A 26,342-nucleotide genomic window follows, 5' to 3' on the forward strand; every position below is an offset into this window, starting at 1 on the left:
GTCGCTCGCGAGGTTCAGGCGGCGGTCGAGCGGGCCCCGCCCTCGCCGTCGTCCGGAGGGAGGGTCCCCCAGCGCTCGACGATCACGCCGAGCACCGCGAGGGCGATGCCGCACAGGGCGCCGAAGCCCGTGGGCAGCAGGGCGCCGACGACGGTCCCCGTGCCCGAGGACAGGAAGAAGGCGAGCTGGCCGAGCTGGATGCCGCCGACGATCGACCCCGTGTAGGCGCACGCGCGGGCGAACACGATCGTGCGGAAGGCGGTGAGCATGTCGATCGAGTGGCGGCGCGGGGCCGTGCTCGGGTTCTCCCGCCTCTCCTCACTCTCCTTCGTGTAACGGCGCAGCGGGAGGCCGCACACGAGCAGCACGGCGCCCAGGGCGAGCAGCAGCAGCCCGGTGACCCAGCCGGTCACCGGCAGCACGGCGCCGCGCCCGGTCACGAAGTTCGCGAGCACCGCGCCGAACACGGTCGCGAGCAGACCGAGGACGACGAGCGTCGGCACCGAGAGCGGGCGCATCAGGCGCCGAACCCTCCGAGCGCGGGGCCGGGGCGCACGCCGTCGCGATCCTCGGCGCGCGCGAGGAGCGGGCCGATGGGGCCGTGCCCGGGCAGCTCCGCCGCGGGTCGGGCGGCATGCCAGGGCGCGAGCACGAAGGCGCGCTCGTGGGCGCGGGGATGCGGCAGCGTCAGCTCCTCGTCGTCCTGGACGAGGTCGCCGTAGGCGATGAGGTCGACGTCGAGGGTGCGGGGCCCCCAGCGGACCTCGCGCACGCGTCGGGCGTCCTCCTCGAGGGCGTGGGCGAGGTCGAGGAGGCGCCACGGCCCGCGCTCGCTGCGGATGCCCACGACCGTGTTGAGGAAGGCGTCCTGTGCGACGCCCCCCACCGGGTCGGTCTCGACGACCGGCGCGGTCCAGTCGATCTCGATGCCGTCGGCGGCGCGCAGCAGGGCGAGCGCGCGGGAGAGGTGCTGCTCGCGCGCACCCAGATTGGTGCCCAGTGCGAGCACCGCAGGCGTCGCGGGGGCGCTGCGCTCGATGCGCACGCGCACGTCGGAGAAGGGGTGCGGGATCGGGGCCGACGGCTTGTGGAGGGTGACCTCGATGCGGCGCACGAGGATCTGCTCGGAGAGGATCCGCCCGGCGATGCGCGCAGCGAGGGTCTCGATGAGCTGATGGGGACCGCCCTCGATCTCGGCGACGGCGGAATCGGCGACCTCCGCGTAGTTCACCGTGCGGCCCAGGGCGTCCGCCCGTCCGGCGGGCGCGGTGTCGACGTCCATCCTCAGGTCCACGAGGAAGTCCTGGCCGTCGCGGCGCTCGTGCTCGAGCACCCCGTGATGGCCGCGGGCCCGCAGGCCGATCAGCTCGATCGCGTCGGGCGGGCCCGGGTGCAGGGCCCGCGCGAGGTCCGGCGGGACGACGAGGGCGCTCATCGGGTGCCTCCCGTGAGGGAGGGTCCGTCGGCCCGAGGCGACCGGTCCGCGCTCATCGTGCGGTGCGCCGCGCGCTCGCTGGCGGCCCATCGGGCCCCCACCTCGACGGCGGCCACGGATGCCGCGACGTCGTGCACCCGCACCGCCCAGGCGCCCTCGCGCGCGCACAGGGCGCTGACGGACGCGGTCGCGACGTCGCGGTCCCCGGGCAGGGTGCTCAGGAAGCGCTTGCGGGAGGCCCCGATGAGCACCGGCAGGTCATGGGCGAGCAGGGCGTCCCAGTCCCCAAGGATCTCCCAGTTCTGCGCGCCGTTCTTCGCGAAGCCGAGGCCGGGGTCGGCGACCAGCTGGGAGTCCTCGACCCCTGCCTCGCGCAGCGCCGCCAGACGCGCCCCGAGCTCGCGCTCGACGTCCCGCGGGACGTCGGCGTACTCGTCGAGGTCGTTCATGACGTCGCTGTGGCCGCGCCAGTGCATCGCGATCACCACCGGCGGCGCTCCCAGACGGGTCCGGGCGCGCGCGAGCAGCCCGGGCATCGCGGCATCGGCGAGGCCCGCCGAGACGTCGTTGATGATGAGGGCGCCGGCCTCGAGGGAGGCCTCCGCGACGGCGGCGCGCATGGTGTCCACGCTCACGACCGCGCCGCGCGCGCTGAGCTCGCGGACCACGGGGATCACGCGGCGCAGCTCCTCGGCCTCCTCGACGCGCTCGGCGCCGGGCCGGGTCGATTCGCCTCCGACGTCGATGATCGCGGCTCCCTCGCCGAGCATCCGCTCGGCGTGGTCGAGGGCCTGCTCGGGGCGCATGTGGGCGCCGCCGTCGGAGAAGGAGTCCGGGGTGACGTTGAGGATGCCCATCACCAGGGTGCGATCCCGCGCGAGGTCCGCGGGCAGTCCGTCGGGGCGCGTCCGCATGGCGTCAGCCCCGCATGATGAGGGACATGGCCTCGGAGCGCGTGGTGCCCTTGCGCAGGATGCCGCGCACGGCCGAGGTCACGGTCTGCGCGCCCTCGGCGCGCACGCCGCGCATCGACATGCACATGTGCGAGGCCTCGAGGACGACGATCGCACCGGCGGCGCGCAGCTCCTCCATGAGGGCATCGGCGATCTGGGTGGTGATGCGCTCCTGGACCTGGGGCCGACGCGCGTAGACGTGCACGAGCCGCGCGATCTTCGACAGGCCGGTGACGCCGCGCGCGCCGGGGATGTAGCCCACGTGGGCCGTGCCGAAGAAGGGCAGCAGGTGGTGCTCGCACATGGAGTGGAAGCGGATGTCGCGCACCAGCACGAGCTCCTGGTGCTCGATGTCCCCGAAGGTCACCGAGAGGGGCTCGTGGGCGTCCATGCGCATGCCCTCGAAGACCTCGGCGTACATGCGGGCCACGCGCGAGGGGGTCTGCACGAGCCCGTCGCGGTCGGGGTCCTCCCCGATCGCGGCGAGGATCTCGCGCACGGCCGCCTCGATGCGTGGGGCGTCGACGCCGGGAGCGCCGGACTCCTCGGGAGCCAGCTCCTCGTCCATCTCAGCGGTCCTCGGTCGCAGGACCGTCGGTGCCCTGGAGACCCTCCGGCCCGGAACCGCCGGTCCCGCGATCGGTGCCTCCGGGGTAGCCGGGGATCTGGGGGCCGTCGCCGCCCGGGGAGGGCAGCTCGGGCGGGCCGGGGGTGAGCGGATCGCCCGCGTCGCCGTGCTCGCTGCTCGCATCGCCGGGGTTGCCGCCCACGAGCGGCGCCGTGAACACGGGGCGCTGCGCGGAGGACTGCCAGACGTCGCGCTGCGGGCGCTTGGTGACGCCCTCGAAGACCACGGCCAGCTGGTGCTCGTTGAGCGTCTCCTTCTCCAGGAGCTCGAGCACCAGGCGGTCGAGGACGGGGCGGTTCTCGGAGATCACGGCCCAGGCCTCGGAGAGCGCCTCGTCGACCAGACGGCGCACCTCCTCGTCGATGAGCTGTGCGGTCTCGTCGGAGACCTGGACGTCGCCGCCCTGCTGCATGCCGACGAAGACCTCGTCCTGGCCGCTGCCGTAGAACACCTGGCCGACCTTCGCGCTCATGCCCAGCTGGGTGACCATGGTGCGCGCGATCTTGGTGGCGTTCTGCAGGTCCGAGCTGGGCCCGGTGGTGACGTCGTGGAAGATGCCCTCCTCGACCGCGTAGCCGCCGAGCGCGTAGGACAGGCGGTCCAGGAGCTCGTTGCGCGACTGGTAGTTGCGGTCCTGTGTGGGCACGACCATCGTGTAGCCGCCAGCCTGGCCGCGCGGCAGGATCGTCACCTTGTTGACCGGCGCCGAGTAGTTCAGCGCGGCCGCCACGAGCGCGTGGCCGCCCTCGTGATAGGCGGTCATCTGGCGGTCGCGGTCGCTCATCACCTTGGAGTAGCGCTGCGGCCCCATGGAGACGCGGTCGATGGCCTCGTCCAGGGCCCGCGAGTCGATGATCTGGTTGTTCGAGCGCGCCGTGAGCAGCGCGGCCTCGTTGAGCACGTTCGCGAGGTCCGCACCGGACATGCCGATCGTGCGGCGCGCGACGATCTCGAGGTCGACGTCCTCCGCGAGCGGCTTGCCCTGCGCGTGGACGTTGAGGATGTGCAGGCGGCCCTTGAGGTCCGGCAGGCCCACGGCGACCTGGCGGTCGAAGCGGCCCGGGCGCAGCAGCGCGGGGTCCAGGATGTCCACGCGGTTGGTGGCGGCGATGAGGATGACGTTCTGGTTCTCGTCGAACCCGTCCATCTCCACGAGCATCTGGTTCAGGGTCTGCTCGCGCTCGTCGTGGCCGCCGCCCATGCCGGCGCCGCGGTGGCGGCCGACGGCGTCGATCTCGTCGATGAAGATGATCGCCGGGGCGTTCTCCTTCGCCGTCGAGAACAGGTCGCGCACGCGGCTCGCGCCGACGCCCACGAACATCTCGACGAAGTCCGAGCCGGAGATCGAGTAGAAGGGCACGTTCGCCTCGCCGGCGACGGCCTTCGCGAGCAGGGTCTTGCCGGTGCCGGGAGGGCCGTAGAGCAGGACGCCCTTGGGGATCTTCGCGCCGACGGCGTGGTACTTCTCCGGGTCGACGAGGAACTGCTTGATCTCGTCGAGCTCCTCGACGGCCTCGTCGGCCCCCGCCACGTCGGCGAAGGTGACCTGCGGCGCCTCCTTGTTGAACAGCTTGGCCTTGGACTTGCCGAACTGCATGGCGCGGCCGCCGCCCTGGCTGTTCATGATGAGGAACCAGAACACGCCGATGAACAGCAGCAGGGGCAGGAAGGAGACGAGCAGCGTCGACCACCAAGGACTGGTGGCGATCTCGTCGGTGTACCCCTTCTTCGGGTCGGCCTTGTCGACGGCGTCGACGACGGCGTCACCGCGCGCGGTGACGTAGGAGAAGTAGACCTTCTTGCCCTTGTCGTCGAAGTCCTGGCTCAGCACGAGGTCGACCCTCTGCTGGTTGCCGTCGATGATCTTCGCCTGCTCGACCTTGCCGTCCTGCAGGAGCTGGAGGCCCTGCTCGGTGTCGACCTGCTGGTAGCTGTCGCGTCCCAGGAAGGTGAACGCGAGGATGCCCAGGAGCAGGGCGACGGCGACCCAGATCGCGATGGACGCGCCCGGCCGCTTCTTCTTGGTGGTGCTTGCCATCTCAGTCCTCGTACACGGAGCGCTTCAGGACGCCCACGTAGGGAAGGTTCCGGTAGGACTCGTCGTAGTCCAGGCCGTAACCGATCACGAATTCGTTGGGAATGTCGAAGCCGACGTACTTCACGTCGATCTCGACGCGCGCGGCCTCGGGCTTGCGCAGCAGCGCGGCGACGTCCACGCTCTTGGGGCCGCGCGAGCGGAGGTTGGCCAGCAGCCACTTCAGGGTGAGCCCGGAGTCGATGATGTCCTCGACGATCAGCACCCGGCGGTCGGAGATGTCCGTGCCCAGGTCCTTGAGGATCCTCACCACTCCCGAGGACTTCGTCCCCGAGCCGTAGGAGGACACGGCCATCCAGTCCATGTCGACGTCGAGGTCGATCGTGCGGGCCAGGTCGGACATGACGATCGCGGCGCCCTTGAGGACTCCCACCAGCAGCGGGGGTTCGTCCGCATAGTCCTCGGCGATCCTGGCGCCCATCTCGCGCAGGCGCTCGTGGATGGTCTCCTCGTCGAGCAGGACGCGCTCGACGTCCTGGTGAGGGTTGACGGACACGCGGTCTCCTCCGTGGGTCGGCTTCGGCTCGGCGTCGCGCGGGTTCGGCGCCGGAGTGCTGTTCACGCGCGTGCGCCCCCGTCGCGGGAGCGTCGCCACACCAGCAGTCCGTCACGACGAGCGACCTCGATCCTACCCGGAAGGGGCGAGGCTGCCTGACCGTGCCATGAGACCACCAGCGCATCGGCCGCGAGCACGTGGCGGCGCAGCAGGGATTTGTCCGACGGGGCGCCGCCGCGCCGCTCCGCGAGCCGTGACGCATCGCGCAGCACACGGGTGCGCAGGGGCGTCGGCGCCGCGGCGAGGGCGTGCACGTCCAGGGCGAGCACGTCCCCCTCCTCCTCGAGCTCCCCGAGGTTGCGCTCGAGCGACTCGCGCAGCGCGGCCGCGTCGGCGTCGAGCATGTCGGAGTCGGGTCTGACCAGCGCCGCGCTGCGGGCGAGGTTCTGGGAGATCTGTTCGCCGAGCTCCTCGCGCAGCACGGGCAGCACCCGGTGGCGCACGCGGGCGCGCAGCAGGTTGGTGTCCGCGTTCATCGGGTCCTCCCACCACGGAAGGTCGTGCAGGCGGCAGATCTCCTCGGTGTCGGCCCGGGAGACGGCGGTCGTCTCGTCGCGGCCGTCGCCCAGGAAGGGCCGCAGCAGGGGGCCGCGGGCGGCCGGGATGCCCGCGAGCGCACGCGGCCCCGCGCCGCGGGCGAGCGCCATGAGCACCTGCTCCGCCTGGTCGTCGAGGGTGTGGCCGAGCAGCAGCGCGAGGCCCCCGCGCTCCTCGAGGAGCGTCTCGAGCGCCTCGTGGCGGGCGTCGCGCGCGGCGTTCTCGATCCCGCCCGGCGCGTCGGGATCGACATGCACGGCGAGCACGTGGACGGCCGACGCGCCGAGGCGCTCGGCCTGGGCGCGGGCGCGCTCGGCGACGGACGCGGATCCCTCCTGCAGGCCGTGGTCGACGATCACGGCCTCCGTCTCCAGGCCCAGCCGCGCACCGACCCAGCAGGTGGTGGTCAGCAGGGCGAGGGAGTCGGCTCCGCCGCTGAGGCCGACGAGGACGCGCGGCGAGAGCGCGCCCCCACCGGTCGCGTCGGCGAGGTCCGCCAGGCGCGCGAGGAGGGCGGCGCGCACGGCGCTGCGGGCGCGTGCGACCACGCGCGGGGGTCCTGCCATGGGGTGGGTGCTCCTAGGTCCGACGGGCGAGCTCGTAGGCGACGTCGTCCACGGCGGCCTTGGCCTTGTCGGCGTCGGCCCCGTCGAACCCGTGGACCACGATGTCGAAGACGACCGTGCGGCCGTCGGGGAGAACGGTCACGCCGGCGAGGGCCGACGTGCCCGCGAGGTATCCGGTCTTGCCGCGCACGGTGCCGCGGGCGCCCGCGACGTCCTTCGCGCCGAAGCGCTCCTCGAGGGTGCCGGTGAGGCCCGCGATCGGCACGTCGTACAGCAGCGGCTCGAGCTGCGGCGCACCGCCGGAGGCGACCTCGCCGAGGATCGCGCTGAGCAGCCGCGGCGGCACGCGATCGCCCGTCGAGAGGCCGCTGCCGTCGCGGATCACGAGCTCCTCGAGGTCTTTCTCCGGCACGCCGAGCTCGTCGGCGAGGGACCGCACCTCGGTGTCCACGGCCTTCGCGGCGTTCTTCGGCGTCGGCTCGAGGCCCTGGGCCCTGGCCGTGAGGTGCGCCATGAGCTCGGCGATCGTGTTGTCGGAGGTCTGCAGGGCGTGCTGGACGATGTCGGTGAGCGGCGCCGAGCGCGTCGCGACCTCGACGACGTCGCCGCCGACCTCGGGCGCCTTCGCCCCCTCGACGTGCGCGTCGGCCCCGCCGGAGACCTTCAGACCGTGCTTCTCGAGGTCCTTCGCGAAGAGCTTCGCGGCATCGCCCGCAGGGTCCGCGGACTTCCTGCCGTACTGCTCGCCGTCGAGCCAGCCCTCGTCGACCGCGAGGGCCGCGGTGGGCGTGACCCAGCCGCCCGCGCGGCCGTTGTCGCCCCAGGCCGGGTTCTCCCCTCCCGGCAGGGCGCTGGTGTCCAGGCGCAGGGCGACCTGGTCCTGGCCGTGCTCCTTGGCGAGCTTCGCCGCATCCTTCGCGAGGGCGTCCACGCGCTCGCGGGTCAGGGTCATGTCGCCCTCGCCGACGAGGGTCAGGGTCCTGCCGTCGAGCACGGCGTGCGTGGTGAGGCGCTGGTCGCCGTCGACGCTGCGCAGCAGGGCCGAGGCGGTGAGGAGCTTGAGGGTCGAGGCGGGGACGCGCGCGGTGTCGGCGTCACGCTCGGCGATGACGTCGCCGGAGTCGGCGTCGACGACGGAGTAGGACAGTCCCCCGTCGATCACGGGATCCTTCGCGTGGGAGGCGAGGCGGCCCGCGAGGTCCTCGTCGGCGTCCCTCGTCGAGGCGGTCGCGGGGGTGGGGACGATCGGATCGGCCTGCTCCCGGTCGTAGTCCTCGCCCTGCGCGCGCGGGCCCGCGTTCTCACCCTGCTGCTCGGTCGAGAGCGTGAGCACTCCGGGGAACGCGTCCGTGAGGTCGCCCACCACGTAGAAGCTGACAGGCACTGCGGCGCACAGCGTGATGGCGATCGCGCGCCAGAGCTTCTCGGTCCGCATGGTTCCCAGGATATAGAGTGTCGGGACCACTCTCCGCATAGAGTGTGAGGACCATTGACCGCGCCCACAGGGCGATGAGCACCGCAACGGAGCCGCAGACGTGGAGTTCGACGTCACGATCGAGATCCCTCGAGGGAATCGCAACAAGTACGAGGTGGACCACCACAACGGGCGCATCCGGCTGGACCGGATGCTGTTCACCGCCACCCGCTACCCGGACGACTACGGGTTCATCGAAGGCACGCTGGGCGAGGACGGCGATCCGCTGGACTGCCTGGTCCTCCTCGAGGAGCCGACGTTCCCGGGCTGCCTGATCCGCTGCCGCGCGCTGGGCATGTTCCGCATGCGCGACGAGTCCGGCGGCGACGACAAGATCATCGCCGTGCCGGTGGGCGACCAGCGCCAGGTGCGACGCCAGGAGCTCACGGACGTCTCCGAGTTCCACCGCCTGGAGATCCAGCACTTCTTCGAGGTCTACAAGGACCTCGAGCCCGGCAAGAGCGTCGAGGGGGCCCACTGGGAGGGCCGCAGCGACGCCGAGGCGGAGATCCGCCGCTCCTACGAGCGCGCCAAGGGCACCGAGCACGAGAACGAGTTCACGGTCGAGGTCTGACCCCGGCCCGGCCGTCGGCCGTGGCCGACTCGCCGGAGTCGGCCGACCGGCCGACCGGCCGACCGAAGATATGAGCGTGGCGCATCGGATCCGCTGAGATCCGGTGCGCCACGCTCATATCTGCATGGCATCTCCGCTGCGCGGTGCGCCTCGGGCACCAGCGCCGGTGTCAGATGCCAGCGCCGGTGTCAGGAGCTCTTCGCGTCTCCGTCGAGCGAGGCGTCGACGCGCTTGGGGTTCGGCGCGGACGAGGCGTCCGCCGCCCCTGCGGTGAGCTCGTGGACGTGGGAGAAGATCTCCCGCTCGGCCTTGATGATGCCGCCGGCGATGACGCGGTTGCCGACGCCGCCGATCACCGCGCCGACGCCGAAGGGGATCAGGCGGCCGGCCCAGACGCTGCCCATGCGCGCGGCGATCTTGCGGCGGATCCAGCGCTTGATCTGGTTGTTGACGGCCGAGACCACGAAGTCCGGGGCGACGCCGTTGAGCACCGCGCCCCACTGCAGCCCCTGGCGGCCCAGGGCCTTGGAGACGAGCTGCTCGCCCTTCTCCCCTCCCAGCACGCCGAGCACCACGGTCTTGCGGCTGGCCTGATCACCCATGTCCACGCCGCGCACGCGCGCCACGGCGAGGATGAGGAAGGCACACGCCTCGGCGAAGGCGGCTCCCTCGCCCGAGGTCAGCGCGATCGCCGCCACGGTGCCCACGCCGGGCAGGGCCGCGGCGCCGCCGACGCCGGCGCCGGAGACGGTCAGCAGACGGCGGAACTGCTTCTCGACATGTCCGACGAGGTCCTCCTCGGACATCTCGGGGTGCTTGCGCCGCAGCGAGTCCACGTACTTGTCGGCCACGGGCCTCTGGATCCGCAGCGCGTGGTCGACGATGCCGAGCACGCGCTCATCGGGTGCCTGAGGACCCTGTGCGTCCTCGCTGTCCTTGCCGCTCGTGGATGACTTGGACCCACCGTTCGCGTTCGCCACGTTCAGCTCCCCTTCTGCTGTCCTGCGCGCCGGGAGACCCCGACGCCGAGGCACACCATAGCGGGATCACCCGGGCACAGGATGGACACCGCGGCGCGGGACCGCAGGACCGCGGATCGACGGGCCGACGGGCCGACAGATCAGTCGAGCACCACGGTCCCGGGAGCGAGGCGCTCGATGGGGCCCGTGAGCCCGAGACCGTCGACGGCCTCGGTGACGTCGGCCCAGCGCGGCGCGTAGCGGGTGTCGATGATCGAGCGCGGCACGGCCAGGTCGTGGCAGAGCGTGCCGGCGAGGTGGTCGGTCTCGTGCTGCAGGATGCGCGCTGGCCAGCCCTGGTGCTCCTCGTCCACGTCCACGAGCGCGCCGTCCTGGTCCAGGAGGGCGCCGGTGAAGCGGATGCGCCGGCCCCGCGGCACGATCGAGCTCAGCCCGTCGTAGGAGAGGCATCCCTCCCAGGCGAAGACCCGCTGCTCGCCGAGGACCTCGTAGGAGGGATCGAGCACGGCGCGCAGGGGGAAGGGCCGACGCTCGAGCAGGTCGTCCTCGGGATCCTGGTCGGCCGCGGCGAAGCGGTCCTCGGCCACGAACAGGCGCAGGGGCACGCCGATCTGCGTCGCGGCGAGGCCGACGCCCGGGGCCTCGCGCATGGTCACCACCATGGCGTCCACGAGCTCGCGCAGCAGCGCGGGGTCGAGGCGGTCCCGCGCGTCGCGCACGGGCCCGCGCAGGGCGGGATGGCCCGCCTGCACGATGCGCAGGGGCTCCTCGGGGCGGGTGCGGCGGTCCAGGAGGCGCTGTACGTATTCGGTGAGATCCACACCCCCAGTATCCCCGCAGACGGCGTCCCCGCCCGCGCCGCCGCACCGTCGCGGGCGGCGCCCGGCGGCGCCGCCCGAGAGGCCCCGCGACGCGACGACGTGCACGGTGTCCTCCCGGGCCTGAGATCTGGGATACACTTCCGATCGCCGGTGCGACGTTGCACACAGCCCTCGGGGGCGGTGCACAGCGGCACCGGTGCTCTCAACACTTCACAACGGATCGTCCGGCACGTACCTGCCGGTGGAGGGAATCACCATGGCTACAGTCACGTTCGACCACGCGAGCCGCGTCTACCCGGGCCAGGAGCGCCCTGCGGTGGATGGCCTCGACATCGCCATCGAGGACGGTGAGTTCCTCGTCCTGGTGGGCCCCTCGGGCTGCGGGAAGTCGACCTCCCTGCGCATGCTCGCCGGTCTCGAGGAGATCGACGCCGGCCGCATCCTGATCGGCGACCGCGACGTCACCGACGTGCCGCCGAAGGATCGCGACATCGCGATGGTGTTCCAGAACTACGCGCTGTACCCGCACATGACGGTCGCCGACAACATGGGCTTCGCCCTGAAGATCGCCGGCACCCCGAAGGCGGAGATCCGCAAGCGCGTCGAGGAGGCCGCGAAGATCCTCGACCTCGAGCAGTACCTCGACCGCAAGCCGAAGGCGCTCTCCGGCGGTCAGCGCCAGCGTGTGGCCATGGGCCGCGCGATCGTGCGCTCGCCCCAGGTGTTCCTCATGGACGAGCCGCTGTCGAACCTCGACGCGAAGCTGCGCGTGTCCACCCGTACCCAGATCGCGTCGCTGCAGCGCCGCCTGGGCGTCACCACCGTCTACGTGACCCACGACCAGACCGAGGCCATGACGATGGGCGACCGCGTCGCGGTGCTCAACGGCGGCGTGCTCCAGCAGATCGACGCGCCGCGCCGCATGTACGACCACCCCGACAACGTCTTCGTCGCGGGCTTCATCGGCTCCCCGGCCATGAACCTGGTCGAGCAGAAGCTCACCGACCAGGGCGTCTCCTTCGGCGCCGTGACGGTCCCCGTCGACCGCGCGACCCTCTCGGACACCGACGAGACCTCCGTGACCGTGGGCGTGCGCCCCGAGGACCTCACCCTCGCCGAGAACGGCCTGGCCGTCGAGGTCGACGTGGTCGAGGAGCTCGGCGCGGACGCGTACGTCTACGGCCGCCTGGCCGGCTCGGACGAGAACTCCAAGCCGATCATCGCCCGCGTCGACGGCCGCAAGCCCCCGATGAAGGGCGAGACCGTGCACTTCCAGCCCAAGGAGGGCCACGTGCACCTGTTCGACGTCAAGACGGGCGCCCGTCTGGGCGACTGACGCGACCGCCCCGCTGCGCGGGGCCGCTCTCCAGCGGGCGCTCGGCCATCGGCCGGGCGCCCGTTGCCGTGTGCGCGACCGCTTTCCGTGCGTGCGTCCACATTCGTGAGAAGGGGCGCCGACGGCGCCGACCGGCCGTCCGTTTCGTCCGCCTTCGGCGCGTGCACTGCGGGAACGCCCCATGCCTCTGCACACCTCCTGCGCACTTCTCGCTTCACCGTGCGCGCGCGGGAGGGCAGAATAGTGCCTATGGCTTCCCTCGAGATCACGGCCTCGCGCCCCGACCCGGCACTGCTGGACCTGCCGTGGGAGGAGCCGCTCGAGGAGTGGCCCGAGTCGATGCTGGCCACCCTGCCGCGCGGCATCTCCCGGCACGTGGTGCGCTTCGTGCGCGTCTCGGGCCGCGTGCTCGCGCTCAAGGAGATCAATCGCGAGCTCGCCCAGCGCGAGTACGACATGCTGCGGATCCTGCGCAAGATCGACATCCCCGCGGTCGAGCCCTTCGCCGTGGTCAGCGGCCGCGTCACGCCCGGCGGAGAGCCGCTGGACGCCGTCCTCATCACGCGCCACCTGCAGTTCTCGCTCCCCTACCGTGCGGTCTTCTCGCAGGTCTCGAGCGAGGAGACGGCCCGGCGCCTGCTCGACGCCCTCGCGGTGCTGCTGGTGCGCCTGCACCTGGAGGGCTTCTTCTGGGGCGACGTGTCGCTGTCCAACACGCTGTTCCGCCGCGACGCGGGTGCCTTCGCCGCGTACCTGGTGGACGTCGAGACGGGCACTCTCCACGAGAGCCTCACCGACGGACAGCGGGCCTACGACCTCGACATCGCGCGCACGAACATCATCGGCGAGCTCATGGACCTGCAGGCCGGTGAGCTCATCGACGAGGAGTCCGATCCGGTGGAGGTCGGCGACCAGCTGGTGGCCCGCTACGAGGAGCTGTGGTCCGCGCTCACCGAGCGCGAGAGCTTCTCGGCCGACGAGCGCTGGCGCGTCTCCGCCCGCATCGAGCGCCTGAACGAGCTCGGCTTCGACGTGGGCGAGCTCGAGCTCACCACGGACCTGGACGGCACCACCGTCTCCATCCAGCCCAAGGTCGTGGACGCGGGACACCATGCGCGCCGCCTCATGCGGCTGACGGGGATCGACGCCCAGGAGAACCAGGCGCGCCGCCTGCTCAACGATCTCGACCAGTACGGGGCGATCACCGACCAGCAGGCCGAGGACGAGGAGTTCGTGGCCCACGAGTGGCAGCAGGAGCACTACGAGCCGATCGTGCGGGCGATCCCCCGCACCATGCGCTCGAAGCTGCAGCCCCCGGAGTTCTTCCACGAGGTGCTCGAGCACAAGTGGTTCCTCAGCGAGAAGCAGGGCCGGGACGTGCCGATGAAGGAGGCCGTCCAGGACTACGTGGAGAACATCCTCCCCCATCGACCCGACGAGAAGTCCCTGGTCACGACCGAGACGTCAGCCCTCCCGATCTTCGAGGGCTGACGTCAGCATCAGGCGATGCCCGTGCCCTCGCGGACCCCGGCGATCTCGTAGAGCGCGATCGCCGCGGCGACCGAGGCGTTGAGCGATTCGGTGCGCTCCCCCATCGGGATCGAGACGACCTGGTCGCAGGTCTCCCGGGCCAGCCGTGAGAGGCCCTTGCCCTCGGCGCCGACCACGAGCACGACGGGCTCCGTGCCCAGCGAGCGCTCCTGGCTGGCGAGGTCCCGCGTGGAGACGTCCCCCTCGGCATCGAGCCCGAGGGCGAAGACGCCGCGGGACTTGAGGTCGGCCAGGGTGCGGTTGAGGTTCGTGACCTGGGCGACGCGCACGCGGCTCGCGGCGCCGGCCGCCACCTTCCAGACGCTCGCGGTCATCGACACGCTGCGGCGCTCGGGAAGGATCACGCCGTGGACGCCGAAGGCGCCCGCGCTGCGGAGGATCGCGCCGAGGTTACGGGGATCGGTGATGCCGTCCAGCGCGACGAGGAGCGGCGGCTCGAAGGCGTCGTGGGCGATCTCCAGCAGCTCGTCGACGTCCGCGTACTCGTACGGCGGGATGGTCAGCGAGACGCCCTGGTGGACGGCGTGATCCGTGATGCGGTCGAGGTCGGTGCGGGTGGCCTCGGCGATCGGCAGACCGCGCGCGGTGGTCAGGCGCAGGATCTCGCGCACCCGCTCGTCGCCCTCGATGCGCGCGAGCACAGTGAGCGAGGTCGCCGGGATGCCCTCCTGGAGGGCCTCGAGCACCGCGTTGCGGCCGGCGACCTGGTTCTCGCCGGGAGCGGGGGCGTCCCCTCGGCGCTGCCTGCCGCCGTGGCCGCCCTTCCCCGAGCTGCCCTTGCCGCCCTGGCCGGAGCCGCCGGATCCCCCGGAGCCGCCCTGGTAAGCCTTGTGACCGGGGCGGTCGCTCGCCTTGGGCGTCGGCCCCTTGCCCTCGAGGCCGCGGCGGCGCACGCCGCCGGAGCCGGCGGTCGCGCCCTTCTTCGTGCGGCGCATGGCGCCGCGACGGGAGCTGTTCCCTGCCATCAGGAGTCCTTCCTGGTCGCGGGTGCGAGGGTCCATCGGGCGCCGTCGGCGCCGTCCTCCACCCGGATGCCTGCATGATCGAGTGCGTCGCGGATCGCGTCGGCCCGCGCCCAGTCCTTCTCCGCCCGTGCCTCGGCGCGCGCGGCGAGCTGGCCGCGCACGAGCGCGTCGAGTGCCTCGTGCTCCCCGCCGCCCTCTCCGGCGGTGTCGGCCCAGGACACGGGGTCCAGGCCCAGCACGTCGAGCATCGCGCGGAGCTCCGCGAGCAGCGCGGCGATCGTCTCCGGTGCGGCGCCGCGCTCGGCGAGGGCGGCGTTCAGCGCGGCGTGCGTGCGGTGCACGACGGCCATCGCCTCGGGCACGCCGAGGTCGTCGTCCATGGCGGCCGCGAACGCCTCGGGGAGCTCGACGGCGCGCAGGTCCTGCGCGAGCACGGCGTCCTCCCCCAGCAGCTCCTGGGCGCGCTGCGTGCTCGCGCCGAAGCGCTCCCAGACCACCTCGGCCTCGCGCATAGCGGCGGCGTTGTACTCGATGGTGGCGCGATAGTGCGCGCCCAGCAGGGCGAGGCGCACGGCGGGGGCGGGATGCGCGGCGAGGGCGTCCTCGACGGTGACGAAGTTGTCCAGGCTCTTGCCCATCTTCATGCCGTCCACGGTGAGCACCGCCACGTGCATCCAGGTGCGCGCGAAGCCGTAGCCGGCGCCGTGGGACTGGGCCTGCTCGTTCTCGTGGTGCGGGAAGCGCAGGTCCAGGCCTCCGGCGTGGATGTCGAAGGTCTCCCCCAGGTAGCGGCGGGCCATCGCCGAGCACTCGAGGTGCCAGCCGGGGCGTCCGCGCCCGAAGGGCGTGTCCCAGGCCGCGGTCCCGGGCTCCTCGGGCTTCGCCGCCTTCCACAGGGCGAAGTCGCGCGGATCGCGCTTCCCGGGCTCGGGCGCCTCGCCCGCGTCCTGCATGTCGTCGAGGTCCTGATGGGTCAGGGAGCCGTAGTCGGGCAGCGAGCGCACGTCGAAGTACACGCTGCCGTGACCGTCGGCGTAGGCATGACCGCGCTCGATCAGGCGCTCCATGAAGGCGATCATCTCGGTGACGTGGCCCGTCGCGCGCGGCTCGTAGTCCGGGACGCGGCAGCCGAGGTCGTCGAGGACCTCGTGGAACTCGCGCTCGAAGCGGTAGGACCAGGCCCACCAGGGCACGTCGTTCTGCGCCGACTTCGCGAGGATCTTGTCGTCGATGTCGGTCACGTTGCGCACATAGGTGACGTCGAGGCCGCTGCGCTCGAGCCAGCGGACCAGCACGTCCACGGCGAGGAAGGTGCGCAGGTGCCCGATGTGCGGCGCCCCCTGAGTGGTGGGGCCGCACGCGTACAGCGAGACCGCGCCCTCTCGCACGGGGCGGAAGGGCGCGGTCTCGCGCGTTGCTGTGTCGTACAGGTTCAGGCTCACGGGTCCAGGGTACGTGGCCGCGGGCCCTGCCCGGGACCCGGGTCAGTCGGAGACGCGGGCGCTGACCTGCTTGCCGTAGAGCTCGTCGAAGGTGTCGTCGTAGGAGACGGCGTTCGCGCGGCGCTTGCCCTGCACGGCGTCGACGGCGCCCTTGGCGGTCTCGATCGTGGTCTCGGGGGCGCGGATCTTCCGCACCACGAGGAAGGCCACGAGGCCGGCGATCACGGCGAGGACGATAAACACGCCCGCCACGATGAGGAAGGACGCCCAGGCCGGCAGGCCCGCGGCCTGCAGACCCCAGGCGGCGGCGAACAGCAGCATCACCCAGGCGGAGAGCAGCAGGAACAGCAGCACGGCCGCGCACGCCGCGACCACACCCGCCTTGACGGCGATGCCCGTGATCTCCTTCTTGGCGATGTCGATCTCGGAGTGCACGACACCGAGCACCTCGTCACGGATCGAGGCGACGAGTTCGCCGATCGACCGCTGGGTGGGCGGGGTCGTCGGGTCGTTCGTGGTGTTGATCATGGTCGGAGCCTATCGCAGGTGGGATGCCCGGACACGCGGTCCGTGCGCGAACGGGCGGAGGGACGTGACGGGTCAGATGCCCGACGGGCGGGCTCGCCCGCGCCGGTCAGTCGACGTGGACGCGCGTGCGCCGCTTGGACTCGGCGCGGGGGCCCGCCGCCGTGCTCTGGCGGGCGACGAGCGACGGAGCGACGGCCACGTCGCGCGCCTCCTGCTCATGGCCGGAGACGCGGTCCACGAGCAGCTGGGCGGCGAGTGCCCCCAGGCGGTCCGAGTTCGGGTCGACGCTGGTCACCTGCGTCACGCCCGAGGAGGAGAGCGAGGTGTTGCCGTAGCCGGCGACGGCCAGCTGCGTGGGCACCTCGTAGCCGGCGTCGCGGGCGGCGGCGAGCACGCCGAGCGCCGTGACGTCGTTCGCGCAGGTCACCGCCGTGGGCACCTGACTGCCGCGCAGCAGCATCGATCCCGCGGTCTGCCCCACCTGCTCGGTGAAGTCGCCGGGCTCGATGCGCGCGTGGTCGGCGAGGCCGTGGCGCTCCATGGCGAGCTGGAAGGCGTCGGCGCGCTCGCGGGCGACGGTCGAGCCGACCCCGCCCACGTGCGCGATCTCGGTGTGGCCGAGGCTCACGAGGTGATCGACGAGCAGCCCCTGGCCCACCTCGTCGTCGATGCGGACCGTGTCGAAGCGGCCGACGAAGGACCGCGAGCAGCCGATGCCCACGAAGGGGCGGTCGGCGGTGGCCTCGATGACGCTGTCGACGTCGTGGAGGTCGGAGACCATGAGGAAGCCGTCGACGCCGAGGTCCACGAGGGAGCGGATCGCGTCGGTGTCCGCGGCGATCGGGTACTCCGGGACGCGGCGGCGGGTCGGGACGACGATCGCCGAGCGGCCGGTGGCGGTGAGCTCGATGCGGATCGCGCGCACCAGATCGGAGATCCAGGTGTTGCGCATCGTGTTGACGAGGACCGCGACCACGCCGCGGTGCGAGGTCTCGTCGGCGAGCTCCTCGAGCGGGAAGTTCAGCCGCTCGGCGGCCTCGTGGACGCGCTCGCGCAGGCGGGGCCGGATGTCGGCCTGGTCGCGCAGCGCCCGCAGCGCGACGGCGCTGGAGATGCCCAGGCTGTCGGCGACGTCGCGGAGGGTGCCGCGGCTGGGCCCCTGGTCGGCGGCGATGGACGCGCTCACCGCGTCGCCCTGCTCGATCACCTGGTCCGTCGCGCCTGCTCCCTCGGCGCTGTCCGAGTTCGGGTCGATGCTGCCGGCATCCTGCATGTCGTCCGCTCCTTCGCTGATGAGGTCATCGCTCATGGACTCATTGAACCGCACCGCGGCTCTGCGGGGTGCGCGGCTCGTCCGGGCGGGACAGGTCTCACAGCCTCGTGCGTCCGCCAAGCGGCGAGCGATCCGTCGCGCGAGCGGGGGTTATCCCCCGCGGGGCACGGCGGCCGGCCCCGGTGTGCACCGCGACGCGCCCGCCTACGGTGATCCCATGACCTCCACCACGACGCCCGCCGGACCCGCGCCGGTGCCGCGGCCCGACGCACCGCGCCCCGACGCACCTCGTCCCCGCTTCCTGGTGGGGATGGCGAGCGTGCTGGTCTCGGGACTGCTCTCGATCACCTGGCTGTGGATCAGCCTGACCGTCCTGGTCACCGGGATCGCCTCACTGCCCGCCGTCCTCACGGGCCTCCTGCTGCTGGTGCCGTGGGTGCTCGTCATGCGTGCGGCGGCCGCGTTCGAGCGCCGCCGGGCCCGCGCGGTGCACGGCGTGGACGTCGTCGTCCCCTCGCGACGGGTCGCGCGGGGCACGGGCCTCGGCGCCGCGCTGCAGAACCTGGGGCTCGACGTCATCTCCTGGCAGTTCTGGCGCTCGGTGCTGCACCACCACATCACGATGATCGTGGGCTTCTTCCCGAGCCTCGTCCTCTACGTCGGACTGTGGGGCGCGTGGACCGCGGCCGAGCTCGCGATCATGGCGCCCGATGCCCAGCTGGGCTCCTGGCGCCCCGGCGCGCTCGTGCTCGCCCTGGGCGCCGTCCTCTGCCTCGCGATCGCGCTCGGCTCGCTCGCCGCCGGGGTGCTCGCCGAACGGGGGCTCGCGCGGGTGATGCTGCCCAGCAGCGACGACGGCCTGCGCCAGGAGGTCCAGGAGCTCTCCGTGCGCCGCCAGGGCGCGGTCGACGCCGCCGAGCAGGAGCGCCTGCGCATCGAGCGGGACCTGCACGACGGGGTCCAGCCCCGCCTGGTCGCGCTGGCCATGACACTGGGCATGGCGCGCTCGCGCATCGAGAAGGATCCCGCGGGCGCCGCCGAGCTCGTCGACGAGGCGCACGACGAGGCGAAGGCCGTCATCACGGACCTGCGCCAGCTGGCCCGCGGCATCCACCCGGCCGTCCTCGCCGACCGCGGCCTGGACCCCGCGCTCTCCGCCCTCGCGGCGCGCTCCCCCGTCCCCGTCGGCCTCACGGTCGCCGTGCCGGGGCGCCTGGGCCGCGAGCAGGAGGCCGTCGCCTACTTCGTGGTCTCCGAGGCCCTCACCAACGTCGCCAAGCATGCGAGCGCCTCGCACGTCCGCGTCGACGTGACGCTCGCGGGACCGGCCGATCGGCCGGGCGCGGCGGGATCCTCGCCCCGGCTCCCCGGATCACCCGCGCCCACGGCCCTGCGGGTGCGCATCGAGGACGACGGCCGGGGCGGCGCGCACGTGCGGCGCGACGGCGTCTCGACGGGCCTCGCGGGACTCACCGACCGCGTGCGCGCGACGGGCGGTCACCTCGTGGTCTCCTCCCCCGCGGGCGGCCCCACGATCCTGGACGCCACCATCCCAGCGTCCGCCCCGTCGACCCCTGCACGCGAGCCCGCCGGCGCGCCCGACCCCGCCCCCGACGACTCCGCGAAGGAGACCCACCGATGAGCACGACCCGATCCCCCCGCCCCGCGCGCGAGAGCCTGCGGATCGTCATCGCCGAGGACTCGGTGCTCCTGCGGGCGGGCCTCGAACGCCTCCTCGCGGCCGCCGGCCACCAGATCGTCGCCTCCGTCGAGGACGCGACGGGCCTGCTGGATGCGGTCTCCCGCCACAAGGTCGACCTCGCGATCGTGGACGTGCGGATGCCGCCCACCTTTACCGACGAGGGAATCCGCGCCGCCGTGCTGATCCGCGCCCAGAACCCCGGCGTCGCCCTGCTCGTGCTCTCCCAGTACGTCGAGGAGCGCTACGCCTCCGAGCTCATCGCCGACTCCGGCGGGGCGCTCGGCTACGTGCTCAAGGACCGGGTGGCCGACGTCGAGGAGTTCCTCCGCGTGGTGCGCGCCGTCGGCGACGGCGGGACCGCCCTGGACCCCGAGGTGGTCCAGCAGATCCTCGTGCGCTCCCGCCGCCGCTCGATCCGGGAGGACCTCTCCCCGCGCGAGAGCGAGGTGCTGCAGCTGATGGCAGAGGGACGCTCCAACGCCGCCATCGCCGAGCGGCTGCACGTCTCGGCGGGAAGCGTCGAGAAGCACATCTCGTCCCTGTTCGCCAAGCTCGGACTGCCCCCGGTCGACGGTGAGAACCGTCGCGTCATGGCCGTGCTGCGCTACCTGGAATCGGAGGACCGCTGATGCCCACCGCCCAGCTCCCGCCCCGCCCCCTGCCCGAGGGGACCGGACGCGACCGCACGATGCGGCGCGTGCTCGTGCTCATCGCCGTCGTCTGCCTCGTGCTCACCGCCGGAGGACTCGTGGCGCGCAGCATCGCCGCGGGCATCGAGCAGTCGCGCTTCCCCGAGGCGCCCGCCGTGCTGGCCGCCGGCTCGCCCTCGTCCCTCGAGGTGACCTCCTCGGTCTCCGACGTGACCGTGCGCGTGAGCGACGAGGTCGACCAGGTCACCCTCGTCCTCGTCGAGCAGGGCACGGACACCGTGCCCGCGGATCCCGCCCCTGTGAAGGCGCGCTGGGTGCGCAGCACGCACGACGGGACGCTGCGCGTGGACGTGCAGCGCCCCCGCCTCGAGGCGACCTCGAACTGGTTCGACGACGAGGACCGCGACCTGCTCGTGCTCGTCCCGCCGGACATCGCGCCCGATTTCTCGCTCGCGGTGAAGGCCGACGTCGGGAACCTCTCGGCCCAGGGCGCCCTGGCCGGTCTCGACCTGCGGACCCGCACGGGCGACGTCGACGCCGACGGCGTCTCCGCATCCGGCTCCGTCGCCGCGCGCACCGACATCGGCGACATCGACCTCGCGCTCGACGAGGACGGGGCGCACGAGGTCTCGGCGCGCACGACCACGGGCGACGTGTCCATCGCTCTCCCCTGCTGCGAGACCTGGGACGTGGACGCCCGCTCCGAGGAGGGCTCGACCGACGTCGACGCCGGGATCCGGGGCGAGGGAGCGGCGCTGCGGGCCCGCACCGACATCGGCGACGTGAGCGTCACGCGACGCTGAGGCCGACCCGGGCAGTACGCACCGCGGCGCCCCTCACCTCGATGGTGAGGGGCGCCGCGCCACGAGCGGGGTCCCGGCGGCGTCGGACCGCGGTCCGGCGCCGTCAGTGACGGAGGCTCACTTCTTGTCCTCGAGGCCCTTCTGGATGAGGTCCATGACCGAGGAGTCGGCGAGGGTCTGGGTGTCGCCGATCGTGCGGTGCTCGGCCACGTCGCGCAGGAGGCGGCGCATGATCTTGCCGGAGCGGGTCTTGGGCAGCTCGGTCACCAGCAGCACCTTCTTGGGCTTGGCGATCGGACCGATCTCCGTGCCGACGTGGGCGCGGAGGATCTTCGCCGCCTCCTCCTCGCCGCCGGCGGCCTCGACATCGCCCTGGGTGCCCTCACGGAGGATCACGAAGGCGACCACGGCCTGGCCGGTGGTCTCGTCGTCCGCGCCGACCACGGCGGCCTCGGCCACCCAGTCGTGGGAGACCAGCGCCGACTCGATCTCGGTGGTCGACAGGCGGTGGCCGGAGACGTTCATGACGTCGTCGACGCGGCCCAGGAGCCAGATGTCGCCGTCCGCGTCGCGCTTCGCGCCGTCGCCCGCGAAGTACTTCCCGGGGAAGCGCGACCAGTAGGTCTCCTTGAAGCGCTCCGGGTCGCCCCAGATGGTGCGGAGCATCGAGGGCCACGGCTCGGTGAGCACGAGGTAGCCCGTCTTCTCGTTCTCGATGGTCTCGCCGTCGTCGCCCACCACGTCGGCGCTGATGCCGGGCAGCGGCACCTGTGCGGAGCCGGGCTTGGCATCGGTGATGCCGGGCAGCGGGGAGATCATGATCGCGCCGGTCTCGGTCTGCCACCAGGTGTCGACGATCGGGCAGCGGTCCCCGCCGATCACGCGCCGGTACCAGAGCCAGGCCTCGGGGTTGATGGACTCGCCGACGCTGCCCAGAAGGCGCAGGGAGGAGAGGTCGAACTTCGCCGGGATGTCGTCGCCCCACTTCATGGCGGTGCGGATGGCGGTCGGCGAGGAGTAGAAGATGCTCACGCCGTACTTCTGGACGATCTCCCACCAGCGGCCCTGGTGGGGCGTGTCCGGGGTGCCCTCGTAGATGACCTGGGTGGCGCGGTTCGCCATGGGGCCGTACACGATGTACGTGTGGCCGGTGACCCAGCCGACGTCCGCCGTGCACCAGTACACGTCGGTGTCGGGCTTGAGGTCGAAGACGTCGCGGTGGGTGTAGCTCGCCTGCGTGAGGTACCCGCCGGTGGTGTGGACGATGCCCTTGGGCTTCCCGGTGGTGCCCGAGGTGTAGAGGATGAACAGCGGGTGCTCGGCCTCGACCCAGACGGGCTCGTGATCGGGCGAGGCCTGCTCGCGCGCCTCGTGCCACCAGACGTCGCGGCCCTCGGTCCATGCCACGTCGGCCCCGGTGCGGCGCACGACGAGCACGTTCGTCACGGACTCCGCACCGCCCGAGAGAGCCGCGTCCACCGCGTCCTTCAGCGGCAGTGCCTTGCCGCGGCGGAACTGGCCGTCGGCCGTGATGACGACCTTCGCCTCGGCGTCCTCGATGCGCGAGCGCAGGGCGTCGGAGCTGAAGCCGCCGAAGACCACGGAGTGCGGGGCGCCGATGCGAGCGCAGGCGAGCATCGCGAAGACGGCCTCGGGGATCATCGGCAGGTAGATCGCGACCCGGTCGCCGGTGGTGACGCCGAAGCCCTCGAGGACGTTCGCCATCCGGCTGATCTCGTCCTTGACCTGGGCGTACGTGAAGGCGGCATCGGAGCCGTCCTCGTACTCGGCGAGCAGTGCGACCTGCTCGCCGTGACCGGACTCCACGTGGCGGTCCACGCAGTTGTACGCGGCGTTGAGCTCGCCGTCGGCGAACCACTTCGCGAACGGCGGGTCGGACCAGTCGAGGGTCTCGGTGGGGGTCTTGTGCCAGCTCAGCGACGCGGCGCGGGACTTCCAGAAGCCCAGGCGATCGCGCGCGGCCTCCGGGTAGAGGGACGGCCGGGCATTCGCGTTCTGGACGAACGCCGAGCTCGGGGGGAAGGTGCGGTTCTCCGCGGGGTAGGTGCCGGTCGAAGTGGCGTCGTCGGACATCATCGCTCCTGCGTACGGGGTCCCGCGGCGCTGACCGCGGGGCGTTCGGTCTTCCGCCTCACCGTATCGCAGGAGACCCACGTCACGGGAATGCGCCCGCGCGTTCGGACACCGCGTGCGGACATCGGGATCGGCGCCCGCGGCGCGCGGGCGCCGAGCCGCTCAGGGCAGCGGATGGATCTCGACCTCGATGCCGTCGGGGTCGGGCACGTGCACCGCGCGCACGGCGCCCTCGACGAGACGCGCGTCGTGCCCGGCGGAGCGCAGCCGCGCCGTGAGCGCCTCGAGGTCCTCCGAGGTCTCGAGACCCAGGCGCACCTGGAGCGTGGGCGGGAGGTCGGGCATCTCCGGGGAGGCGCGGCGCGTGCGCTCGCGTCCTGCCATCGGCGCGTGGAGGCCGATGATCCCCGCGCTCCCGGGCCCGTGGAGCTCGAGCCATCCGCTGCGCTCGGCGGAGGCGATCGCCTTCTCCCCGTCGACCCCGTCGACCCCGTCGGCCCCGTCGGCCCCGCCGGGTCCGCCGGCCGCTGCGGGGGCGAAGCCGAGCCGGCCGAGCCAGCGCGCGTCGCGCCCGAAGTCCTCGCTCGACAGCACCGCGCACACGTGCAGGCGCGGATCCGGGGACGCGTCGTGCCCCTCGTAGCCGTAGAGGTCCACCTGGTCCTCGTTCAGCGAGACTCCCTCGCCGTCGGGCCCGGTGATCATGCCCTGCCTGCCATAGCTCTCGTCCCAGACCGTGACCTCGATGCCCTCGCGCTCGAGGGCCTCTGCGGCACGGTCGGCCGACGGCGTCGCCATGCACAGGTCCGTGGTGCCCGCCCGGGCACCCGTGGCGCTGGTGGAGGCGGCGTGCACCATGACGGCTCCCGCACCCGCGCGCAGCTCGCCGAAGCCGTCGTCGCCCGCGGTGATGCGGCGGGCCATGCCGAGCTCCACGAGGAAGGCGATCATCGCGCGCGGATCGGCCGTGAAGCGCAGGGGGAAGACGGTGAGCTCGGGCGCGCCGACGGCCGGCGCGACGGGCGCCGCGTCAGTCCCGGCGGCGGATGCGGCGTTCTCAGGAGTGGTCTCGGGCGTCATCGTCGACGCTCCTTCCGAGGTGCGCGCGCAGCGCCGACTCGACGAGCGCGCTGAGGGAGGACGACTCGTCGATCGCGCGATGCTTCACGGCGACCACGAGGTCCTTGGGCAGGTAGACGTTGAACTGCACCTTGCGGTCGCCGCCGCCGGTGCCGTCCGTCGTGGGTGAGCTTCCGGACATGCGAGCATGCTAGCACTCTCGCATGCTGTCCGGCGGAGGGTTCCTGCGCCCCGTCGCCGCGCGCCCTCACTCCCACTCGAGGACGCAGGTCGCGGCGACCACCTCGGCCATCACGCTCTGCAGCAGCGCGCCGCGCGGCAGGGAGCCCGCGTGCACCTCGTCGACGCGCCGCCCGGCGCGTCCCACGGTCGCGACGGTCCGCCGCACCGACCACGCGCGCTCTCCCGGTGCACTCAGCTCCCCCGGCCCCTCGCGCCGGGCCAGGTGCACCTCGGTGACGGCGAGATCCGCGGGGCGCATGTGCCAGCTGACGAACCGTCCGCGCTCCATCGCCCCGGGAAGGGGGAAGGCCAGCTCGAGCACCGCCGCCTCGCCCTCGTCGAGGGGGCGCGGCAGCACGACCTCGACGAGGGTCGCGCCGCCGGGAAGTGCCACGCGCCTCCCCAGGTCGGCGCCGACCACTCGCGCGTCCGACGAATCCAGCGGGCCCGGCGGCGCCTCGAGCACCGCGAGGAGCCGGTCCGCCCCACCGCGCTGGGCCGTGAGGACGACGTCGTAGTGCAGCATCGCCTCGCCGCCGGGAGCATCGAGATCCAGCGCCGTGCGCACGTACTCGCGACGCAGGCCGTCGTCCCAGCGCAGGCCCCACGCGCGACGGGCGTCCTCCGCCTCCTTCCCGCGCGGGAGCAGGCGGGCCGCCTCCGCCGCACTCCGGTAGCGCCAGGTCTCGGCGTCGATGTCCACGAGGTCCACGAGCTCGCCGTCCTCGAGGTCGAGACACTGCTCGAGAGCCTGCACCACCCCCAGGGACGAGCGGCGGCGAGGCCGGGAGCGCCCGCTCGCCCAGTACGAGAGGGTCGCGGGCGACGTCGGCGCGCCCGTGCGCGCGAGCATGCCGGCGAGCTCGGCGAAGCCGATGCCGCGCGAGATCATGGTCTCCCGCAGCCGCATCGCGAAGGCGCTGCCGGCGCCGAGTCCGCGGCGCCTGGGCACCGTGGCGGTCATGCAGCCCCCCAGGTCCATCCCAGACGCACGGAGCCCTCGTCGATCCCGTGGGCGACCACGGCCGCGATGCCGTCCCTGCCCACGTCGACCGGGTGCTCGGCGCTCGAGCGCGCGGTGGCCTCGCGCGAGCGCACGATCGACGCCGCGGAGGCGGGGAGCGCCCCGACGGGGAAGCGGCACTCGAGCACGATCGTCGAGACGGGGAACTCGGTGTGCACGATGTAACCGCCCTCGAGGTCGTCCGAGGGGGCAGGGCGCTCGAGGGGCCGGACCGTGTAGTCGAGAGCGCCGATCCTGCCGGGAGCGATCGGCACGTCCAGCAGGAGCTCGGTGAACAGCAGCCCGCGCTCGGGCCACGAGCGCTGGCGCCCCACGCGGCTGCCGTGCCCGGGCACCAGCTCGAGGGGGACGCCCTCGCTGCCGTGGGAGGTGACCCCGAGACGGGAGACGGTCTCGCGGGTCGAGCGCAGCACGCGGCGGATCCGCACCCCGATCGGACGGTGCTGCGGATCGATGTCGACGCGGTGATGGACGAGCAGCCGCTGCACGGTGTCCCCCTCGTCGAGGCCCATCTCCGCACGCACCCGCTGGACCGGGTCCTCCGTCTCCGTCCGGGCGCTCCAGTGATGGGCGGGGAGGCTGCGCACGAGGGTGTCCAGGAGGTACCCCCGCGGGGTGCGCAGCACGTTCTCGAGCTCGGCCACGGCGCGCATGGCCTCGTTGCGCCGCGGGCGGCTGCGACCGTGGCGCCACAGCGAGAGGGTCGACGGCGAGAGGGCGATCCCCGCTCCGCGCAGCCGCTCGCACACGCGCTCGAGAGCGAGCCCGCGCGCGTTGATCGCCGCGTCCAGTCGCGCTCCGAAGGTGTCCTCGGGCAGAGCTCCGGGCGGGTCCGGGGTGAGGGCCGACGGCGGGGTCGCCGGGGAGCGCAGCAGCGAGGCCGCACGGGAGGTCGACGTCGGCCCCGGAACCGGGTTCTCCGCCCCGCTCCGCTCGCCCCCGCTCCCGCTGGATCCCATCGACTCCCCCTTGCGATCGGGGCGCTCCCGCACGGGGCGCCCGACTCCGCCTCACCCTACCCACGCAGGCGAATACGGAGGAATCGGACATCGC

Annotated in this window: 25 protein-coding genes; 6 read left to right on the forward strand and 19 right to left on the reverse strand. The window is 72.8% G+C overall.

What is annotated here, in order from left to right; genetic code table 11:
* Positions 1 to 14: 14 nt before the first annotated feature.
* The 8 genes from Bra3105_RS03985 to Bra3105_RS04020 form a co-directional block, all read right to left on the reverse strand.
* The gene (locus tag Bra3105_RS03985; protein WP_228358696.1) at positions 15 to 518 is read right to left on the reverse strand and encodes a DUF3180 domain-containing protein; all 504 of its coding nucleotides are present in this window, start codon (positions 516 to 518) and stop codon (positions 15 to 17) included.
* Complete coding sequence (folK, locus tag Bra3105_RS03990) at positions 518 to 1,435, reverse strand: 2-amino-4-hydroxy-6-hydroxymethyldihydropteridine diphosphokinase (protein ID WP_228358697.1); 918 nt, start codon at positions 1,433 to 1,435, stop codon at positions 518 to 520. Before folK ends, Bra3105_RS03985 begins: the two co-directional genes overlap by 1 nt.
* Positions 1,432 to 2,349: a dihydropteroate synthase gene (gene folP, locus Bra3105_RS03995; protein WP_228358698.1), complete on the reverse strand. Its 918-nt coding sequence runs from the start codon at positions 2,347 to 2,349 to the stop codon at positions 1,432 to 1,434. Before folP ends, folK begins: the two co-directional genes overlap by 4 nt.
* Before the next feature lie 4 nt (positions 2,350 to 2,353).
* Positions 2,354 to 2,956, reverse strand: coding sequence for a GTP cyclohydrolase I FolE (gene folE / locus Bra3105_RS04000; protein WP_200503868.1), 603 nt, complete (start codon positions 2,954 to 2,956; stop codon positions 2,354 to 2,356).
* A 1-nt stretch (position 2,957) separates the two neighbouring features.
* Positions 2,958 to 5,054, reverse strand: a complete 2,097-nt coding sequence (gene ftsH / locus Bra3105_RS04005) for an ATP-dependent zinc metalloprotease FtsH (RefSeq protein WP_200503869.1) — start codon at positions 5,052 to 5,054, stop codon at positions 2,958 to 2,960.
* Between the two features lies 1 nt (position 5,055).
* Positions 5,056 to 5,607 carry a hypoxanthine phosphoribosyltransferase gene (gene hpt, locus Bra3105_RS04010; RefSeq protein ID WP_200503870.1) on the reverse strand — a complete coding sequence of 184 codons (552 nt, stop codon included), beginning with the start codon at positions 5,605 to 5,607 and terminating at the stop codon, positions 5,056 to 5,058.
* 62 nt (positions 5,608 to 5,669) lie between these two features.
* Positions 5,670 to 6,770, reverse strand: a complete 1,101-nt coding sequence (gene tilS, locus Bra3105_RS04015) for a tRNA lysidine(34) synthetase TilS (RefSeq protein WP_228358699.1) — start codon at positions 6,768 to 6,770, stop codon at positions 5,670 to 5,672.
* Positions 6,771 to 6,783: 13 nt separating this feature from the next.
* Positions 6,784 to 8,205: a D-alanyl-D-alanine carboxypeptidase/D-alanyl-D-alanine-endopeptidase gene (locus Bra3105_RS04020; RefSeq protein ID WP_228358700.1), complete on the reverse strand. Its 1,422-nt coding sequence runs from the start codon at positions 8,203 to 8,205 to the stop codon at positions 6,784 to 6,786.
* Positions 8,206 to 8,305: 100 nt separating this feature from the next.
* Here Bra3105_RS04020 and Bra3105_RS04025 point away from each other — a divergent pair, with 100 nt between their 5' ends.
* Positions 8,306 to 8,818, forward strand: a complete 513-nt coding sequence (locus Bra3105_RS04025; RefSeq protein ID WP_200503873.1) for an inorganic diphosphatase — start codon at positions 8,306 to 8,308, stop codon at positions 8,816 to 8,818.
* Between the two features lie 188 nt (positions 8,819 to 9,006).
* Here the strand turns inward: Bra3105_RS04025 and Bra3105_RS04030 are convergent, their stop codons facing one another.
* Positions 9,007 to 9,798: a hypothetical protein gene (locus tag Bra3105_RS04030; protein ID WP_228358701.1), complete on the reverse strand. Its 792-nt coding sequence runs from the start codon at positions 9,796 to 9,798 to the stop codon at positions 9,007 to 9,009.
* Between the two features lie 140 nt (positions 9,799 to 9,938).
* Positions 9,939 to 10,619 (reverse strand): peptide deformylase, encoded by a 681-nt coding sequence (locus Bra3105_RS04035; RefSeq protein ID WP_228358702.1) that lies wholly within the window; start codon positions 10,617 to 10,619, stop codon positions 9,939 to 9,941.
* Between the two features lie 256 nt (positions 10,620 to 10,875).
* Here Bra3105_RS04035 and Bra3105_RS04040 point away from each other — a divergent pair, with 256 nt between their 5' ends.
* Together Bra3105_RS04040 and Bra3105_RS04045 are read left to right on the forward strand one after the other, a co-directional pair.
* Positions 10,876 to 11,955, forward strand: coding sequence for an ABC transporter ATP-binding protein (locus Bra3105_RS04040; RefSeq protein ID WP_228358703.1), 1,080 nt, complete (start codon positions 10,876 to 10,878; stop codon positions 11,953 to 11,955).
* A 249-nt stretch (positions 11,956 to 12,204) separates the two neighbouring features.
* A complete protein-coding gene (locus Bra3105_RS04045) occupies positions 12,205 to 13,446 on the forward strand; it encodes a DUF4032 domain-containing protein (RefSeq protein ID WP_228358704.1) in 1,242 nt (413 codons plus the stop codon).
* Positions 13,447 to 13,454: 8 nt separating this feature from the next.
* Here Bra3105_RS04045 and rlmB read toward each other — a convergent pair whose 3' ends face one another.
* The 4 genes from rlmB to Bra3105_RS04065 all read right to left on the reverse strand — a co-directional run bounded on the left by rlmB (position 13,455) and on the right by Bra3105_RS04065 (position 17,750).
* The gene (gene rlmB / locus Bra3105_RS04050; RefSeq protein WP_228358705.1) at positions 13,455 to 14,471 is read right to left on the reverse strand and encodes a 23S rRNA (guanosine(2251)-2'-O)-methyltransferase RlmB; all 1,017 of its coding nucleotides are present in this window, start codon (positions 14,469 to 14,471) and stop codon (positions 13,455 to 13,457) included.
* Positions 14,471 to 15,913 carry a cysteine--tRNA ligase gene (cysS, locus tag Bra3105_RS04055; RefSeq protein ID WP_228358706.1) on the reverse strand — a complete coding sequence of 481 codons (1,443 nt, stop codon included), beginning with the start codon at positions 15,911 to 15,913 and terminating at the stop codon, positions 14,471 to 14,473. The genes rlmB and cysS overlap by 1 nt, the downstream gene beginning before the upstream one ends.
* Positions 15,914 to 15,955: 42 nt before the next feature.
* Positions 15,956 to 16,441, reverse strand: coding sequence for a phage holin family protein (locus tag Bra3105_RS04060; RefSeq protein ID WP_200501295.1), 486 nt, complete (start codon positions 16,439 to 16,441; stop codon positions 15,956 to 15,958).
* A 106-nt stretch (positions 16,442 to 16,547) separates the two neighbouring features.
* Positions 16,548 to 17,750 (reverse strand): LacI family DNA-binding transcriptional regulator, encoded by a 1,203-nt coding sequence (locus Bra3105_RS04065; RefSeq protein ID WP_228358707.1) that lies wholly within the window; start codon positions 17,748 to 17,750, stop codon positions 16,548 to 16,550.
* 181 nt (positions 17,751 to 17,931) lie between these two features.
* On the opposite strand from Bra3105_RS04065, the gene Bra3105_RS04070 reads away from it, so the two are divergent.
* From Bra3105_RS04070 to Bra3105_RS04080, 3 genes are read left to right on the forward strand one after another with little or no spacing between them, the layout of a single operon-like run.
* Positions 17,932 to 19,356 carry a sensor histidine kinase gene (locus Bra3105_RS04070; protein WP_228358708.1) on the forward strand — a complete coding sequence of 475 codons (1,425 nt, stop codon included), beginning with the start codon at positions 17,932 to 17,934 and terminating at the stop codon, positions 19,354 to 19,356.
* 35 nt (positions 19,357 to 19,391) lie between these two features.
* A complete protein-coding gene (locus Bra3105_RS04075) occupies positions 19,392 to 20,045 on the forward strand; it encodes a response regulator transcription factor (protein ID WP_228359597.1) in 654 nt (217 codons plus the stop codon).
* Positions 20,045 to 20,869, forward strand: coding sequence for a DUF4097 family beta strand repeat-containing protein (locus Bra3105_RS04080; protein WP_228358709.1), 825 nt, complete (start codon positions 20,045 to 20,047; stop codon positions 20,867 to 20,869). The genes Bra3105_RS04075 and Bra3105_RS04080 overlap by 1 nt, the downstream gene beginning before the upstream one ends.
* A 117-nt stretch (positions 20,870 to 20,986) precedes the next feature.
* On the opposite strand, the gene acs is transcribed toward Bra3105_RS04080, so the two are convergent.
* The 5 genes from acs to Bra3105_RS04105 form a co-directional block, all read right to left on the reverse strand.
* Positions 20,987 to 22,963 carry an acetate--CoA ligase gene (gene acs / locus Bra3105_RS04085; RefSeq protein WP_228359598.1) on the reverse strand — a complete coding sequence of 659 codons (1,977 nt, stop codon included), beginning with the start codon at positions 22,961 to 22,963 and terminating at the stop codon, positions 20,987 to 20,989.
* 162 nt (positions 22,964 to 23,125) lie between these two features.
* Complete coding sequence (locus Bra3105_RS04090; RefSeq protein ID WP_228358710.1) at positions 23,126 to 24,043, reverse strand: hypothetical protein; 918 nt, start codon at positions 24,041 to 24,043, stop codon at positions 23,126 to 23,128.
* Positions 24,021 to 24,224, reverse strand: a complete 204-nt coding sequence (locus tag Bra3105_RS04095) for a ribbon-helix-helix domain-containing protein (RefSeq protein ID WP_200501299.1) — start codon at positions 24,222 to 24,224, stop codon at positions 24,021 to 24,023. The genes Bra3105_RS04090 and Bra3105_RS04095 overlap by 23 nt, the downstream gene beginning before the upstream one ends.
* Before the next feature lie 66 nt (positions 24,225 to 24,290).
* Positions 24,291 to 25,229: a hypothetical protein gene (locus tag Bra3105_RS04100; protein ID WP_228358711.1), complete on the reverse strand. Its 939-nt coding sequence runs from the start codon at positions 25,227 to 25,229 to the stop codon at positions 24,291 to 24,293.
* A complete protein-coding gene (locus Bra3105_RS04105; RefSeq protein ID WP_228358712.1) occupies positions 25,226 to 26,248 on the reverse strand; it encodes a helix-turn-helix domain-containing protein in 1,023 nt (340 codons plus the stop codon). The genes Bra3105_RS04100 and Bra3105_RS04105 overlap by 4 nt, the downstream gene beginning before the upstream one ends.
* Positions 26,249 to 26,342 lie beyond the last annotated feature (94 nt).

This window comes from Brachybacterium halotolerans subsp. kimchii (assembly GCF_020792675.1).
Taxonomy (GTDB): Bacteria; Actinomycetota; Actinomycetes; order Actinomycetales; family Dermabacteraceae; genus Brachybacterium; species Brachybacterium halotolerans.

Excerpts from the sequence above, each read along its gene's own strand:
- Bra3105_RS03985 (WP_228358696.1), bottom strand. The coding sequence starts at position 518 with ATGCGCCCGCTCTCGGTGCCGACGCTCGTCGTCCTCGGTCTGCTCGCG.
- Bra3105_RS04020 (WP_228358700.1), bottom strand. The coding sequence starts at position 8,205 with ATGCGGACCGAGAAGCTCTGGCGCGCGATCGCCATCACGCTGTGCGCC.
- folP (WP_228358698.1), bottom strand. The coding sequence starts at position 2,349 with ATGCGGACGCGCCCCGACGGACTGCCCGCGGACCTCGCGCGGGATCGC.
- Bra3105_RS04105 (WP_228358712.1), bottom strand. The coding sequence starts at position 26,248 with ATGGGATCCAGCGGGAGCGGGGGCGAGCGGAGCGGGGCGGAGAACCCG.
- Bra3105_RS04090 (WP_228358710.1), bottom strand. The coding sequence starts at position 24,043 with ATGACGCCCGAGACCACTCCTGAGAACGCCGCATCCGCCGCCGGGACT.
- Bra3105_RS04040 (WP_228358703.1), top strand. The coding sequence starts at position 10,876 with ATGGCTACAGTCACGTTCGACCACGCGAGCCGCGTCTACCCGGGCCAG.
- Bra3105_RS04060 (WP_200501295.1), bottom strand. The coding sequence starts at position 16,441 with ATGATCAACACCACGAACGACCCGACGACCCCGCCCACCCAGCGGTCG.
- tilS (WP_228358699.1), bottom strand. The coding sequence starts at position 6,770 with ATGGCAGGACCCCCGCGCGTGGTCGCACGCGCCCGCAGCGCCGTGCGC.
- Bra3105_RS04045 (WP_228358704.1), top strand. The coding sequence starts at position 12,205 with ATGGCTTCCCTCGAGATCACGGCCTCGCGCCCCGACCCGGCACTGCTG.
- Bra3105_RS04095 (WP_200501299.1), bottom strand. The coding sequence starts at position 24,224 with ATGTCCGGAAGCTCACCCACGACGGACGGCACCGGCGGCGGCGACCGC.
- rlmB (WP_228358705.1), bottom strand. The coding sequence starts at position 14,471 with ATGGCAGGGAACAGCTCCCGTCGCGGCGCCATGCGCCGCACGAAGAAG.
- ftsH (WP_200503869.1), bottom strand. The coding sequence starts at position 5,054 with ATGGCAAGCACCACCAAGAAGAAGCGGCCGGGCGCGTCCATCGCGATC.
- Bra3105_RS04070 (WP_228358708.1), top strand. The coding sequence starts at position 17,932 with ATGACCTCCACCACGACGCCCGCCGGACCCGCGCCGGTGCCGCGGCCC.
- Bra3105_RS04080 (WP_228358709.1), top strand. The coding sequence starts at position 20,045 with ATGCCCACCGCCCAGCTCCCGCCCCGCCCCCTGCCCGAGGGGACCGGA.
- folK (WP_228358697.1), bottom strand. The coding sequence starts at position 1,435 with ATGAGCGCCCTCGTCGTCCCGCCGGACCTCGCGCGGGCCCTGCACCCG.
- Bra3105_RS04065 (WP_228358707.1), bottom strand. The coding sequence starts at position 17,750 with ATGAGCGATGACCTCATCAGCGAAGGAGCGGACGACATGCAGGATGCC.
- Bra3105_RS04100 (WP_228358711.1), bottom strand. The coding sequence starts at position 25,229 with ATGACCGCCACGGTGCCCAGGCGCCGCGGACTCGGCGCCGGCAGCGCC.
- acs (WP_228359598.1), bottom strand. The coding sequence starts at position 22,963 with ATGTCCGACGACGCCACTTCGACCGGCACCTACCCCGCGGAGAACCGC.
- folE (WP_200503868.1), bottom strand. The coding sequence starts at position 2,956 with ATGGACGAGGAGCTGGCTCCCGAGGAGTCCGGCGCTCCCGGCGTCGAC.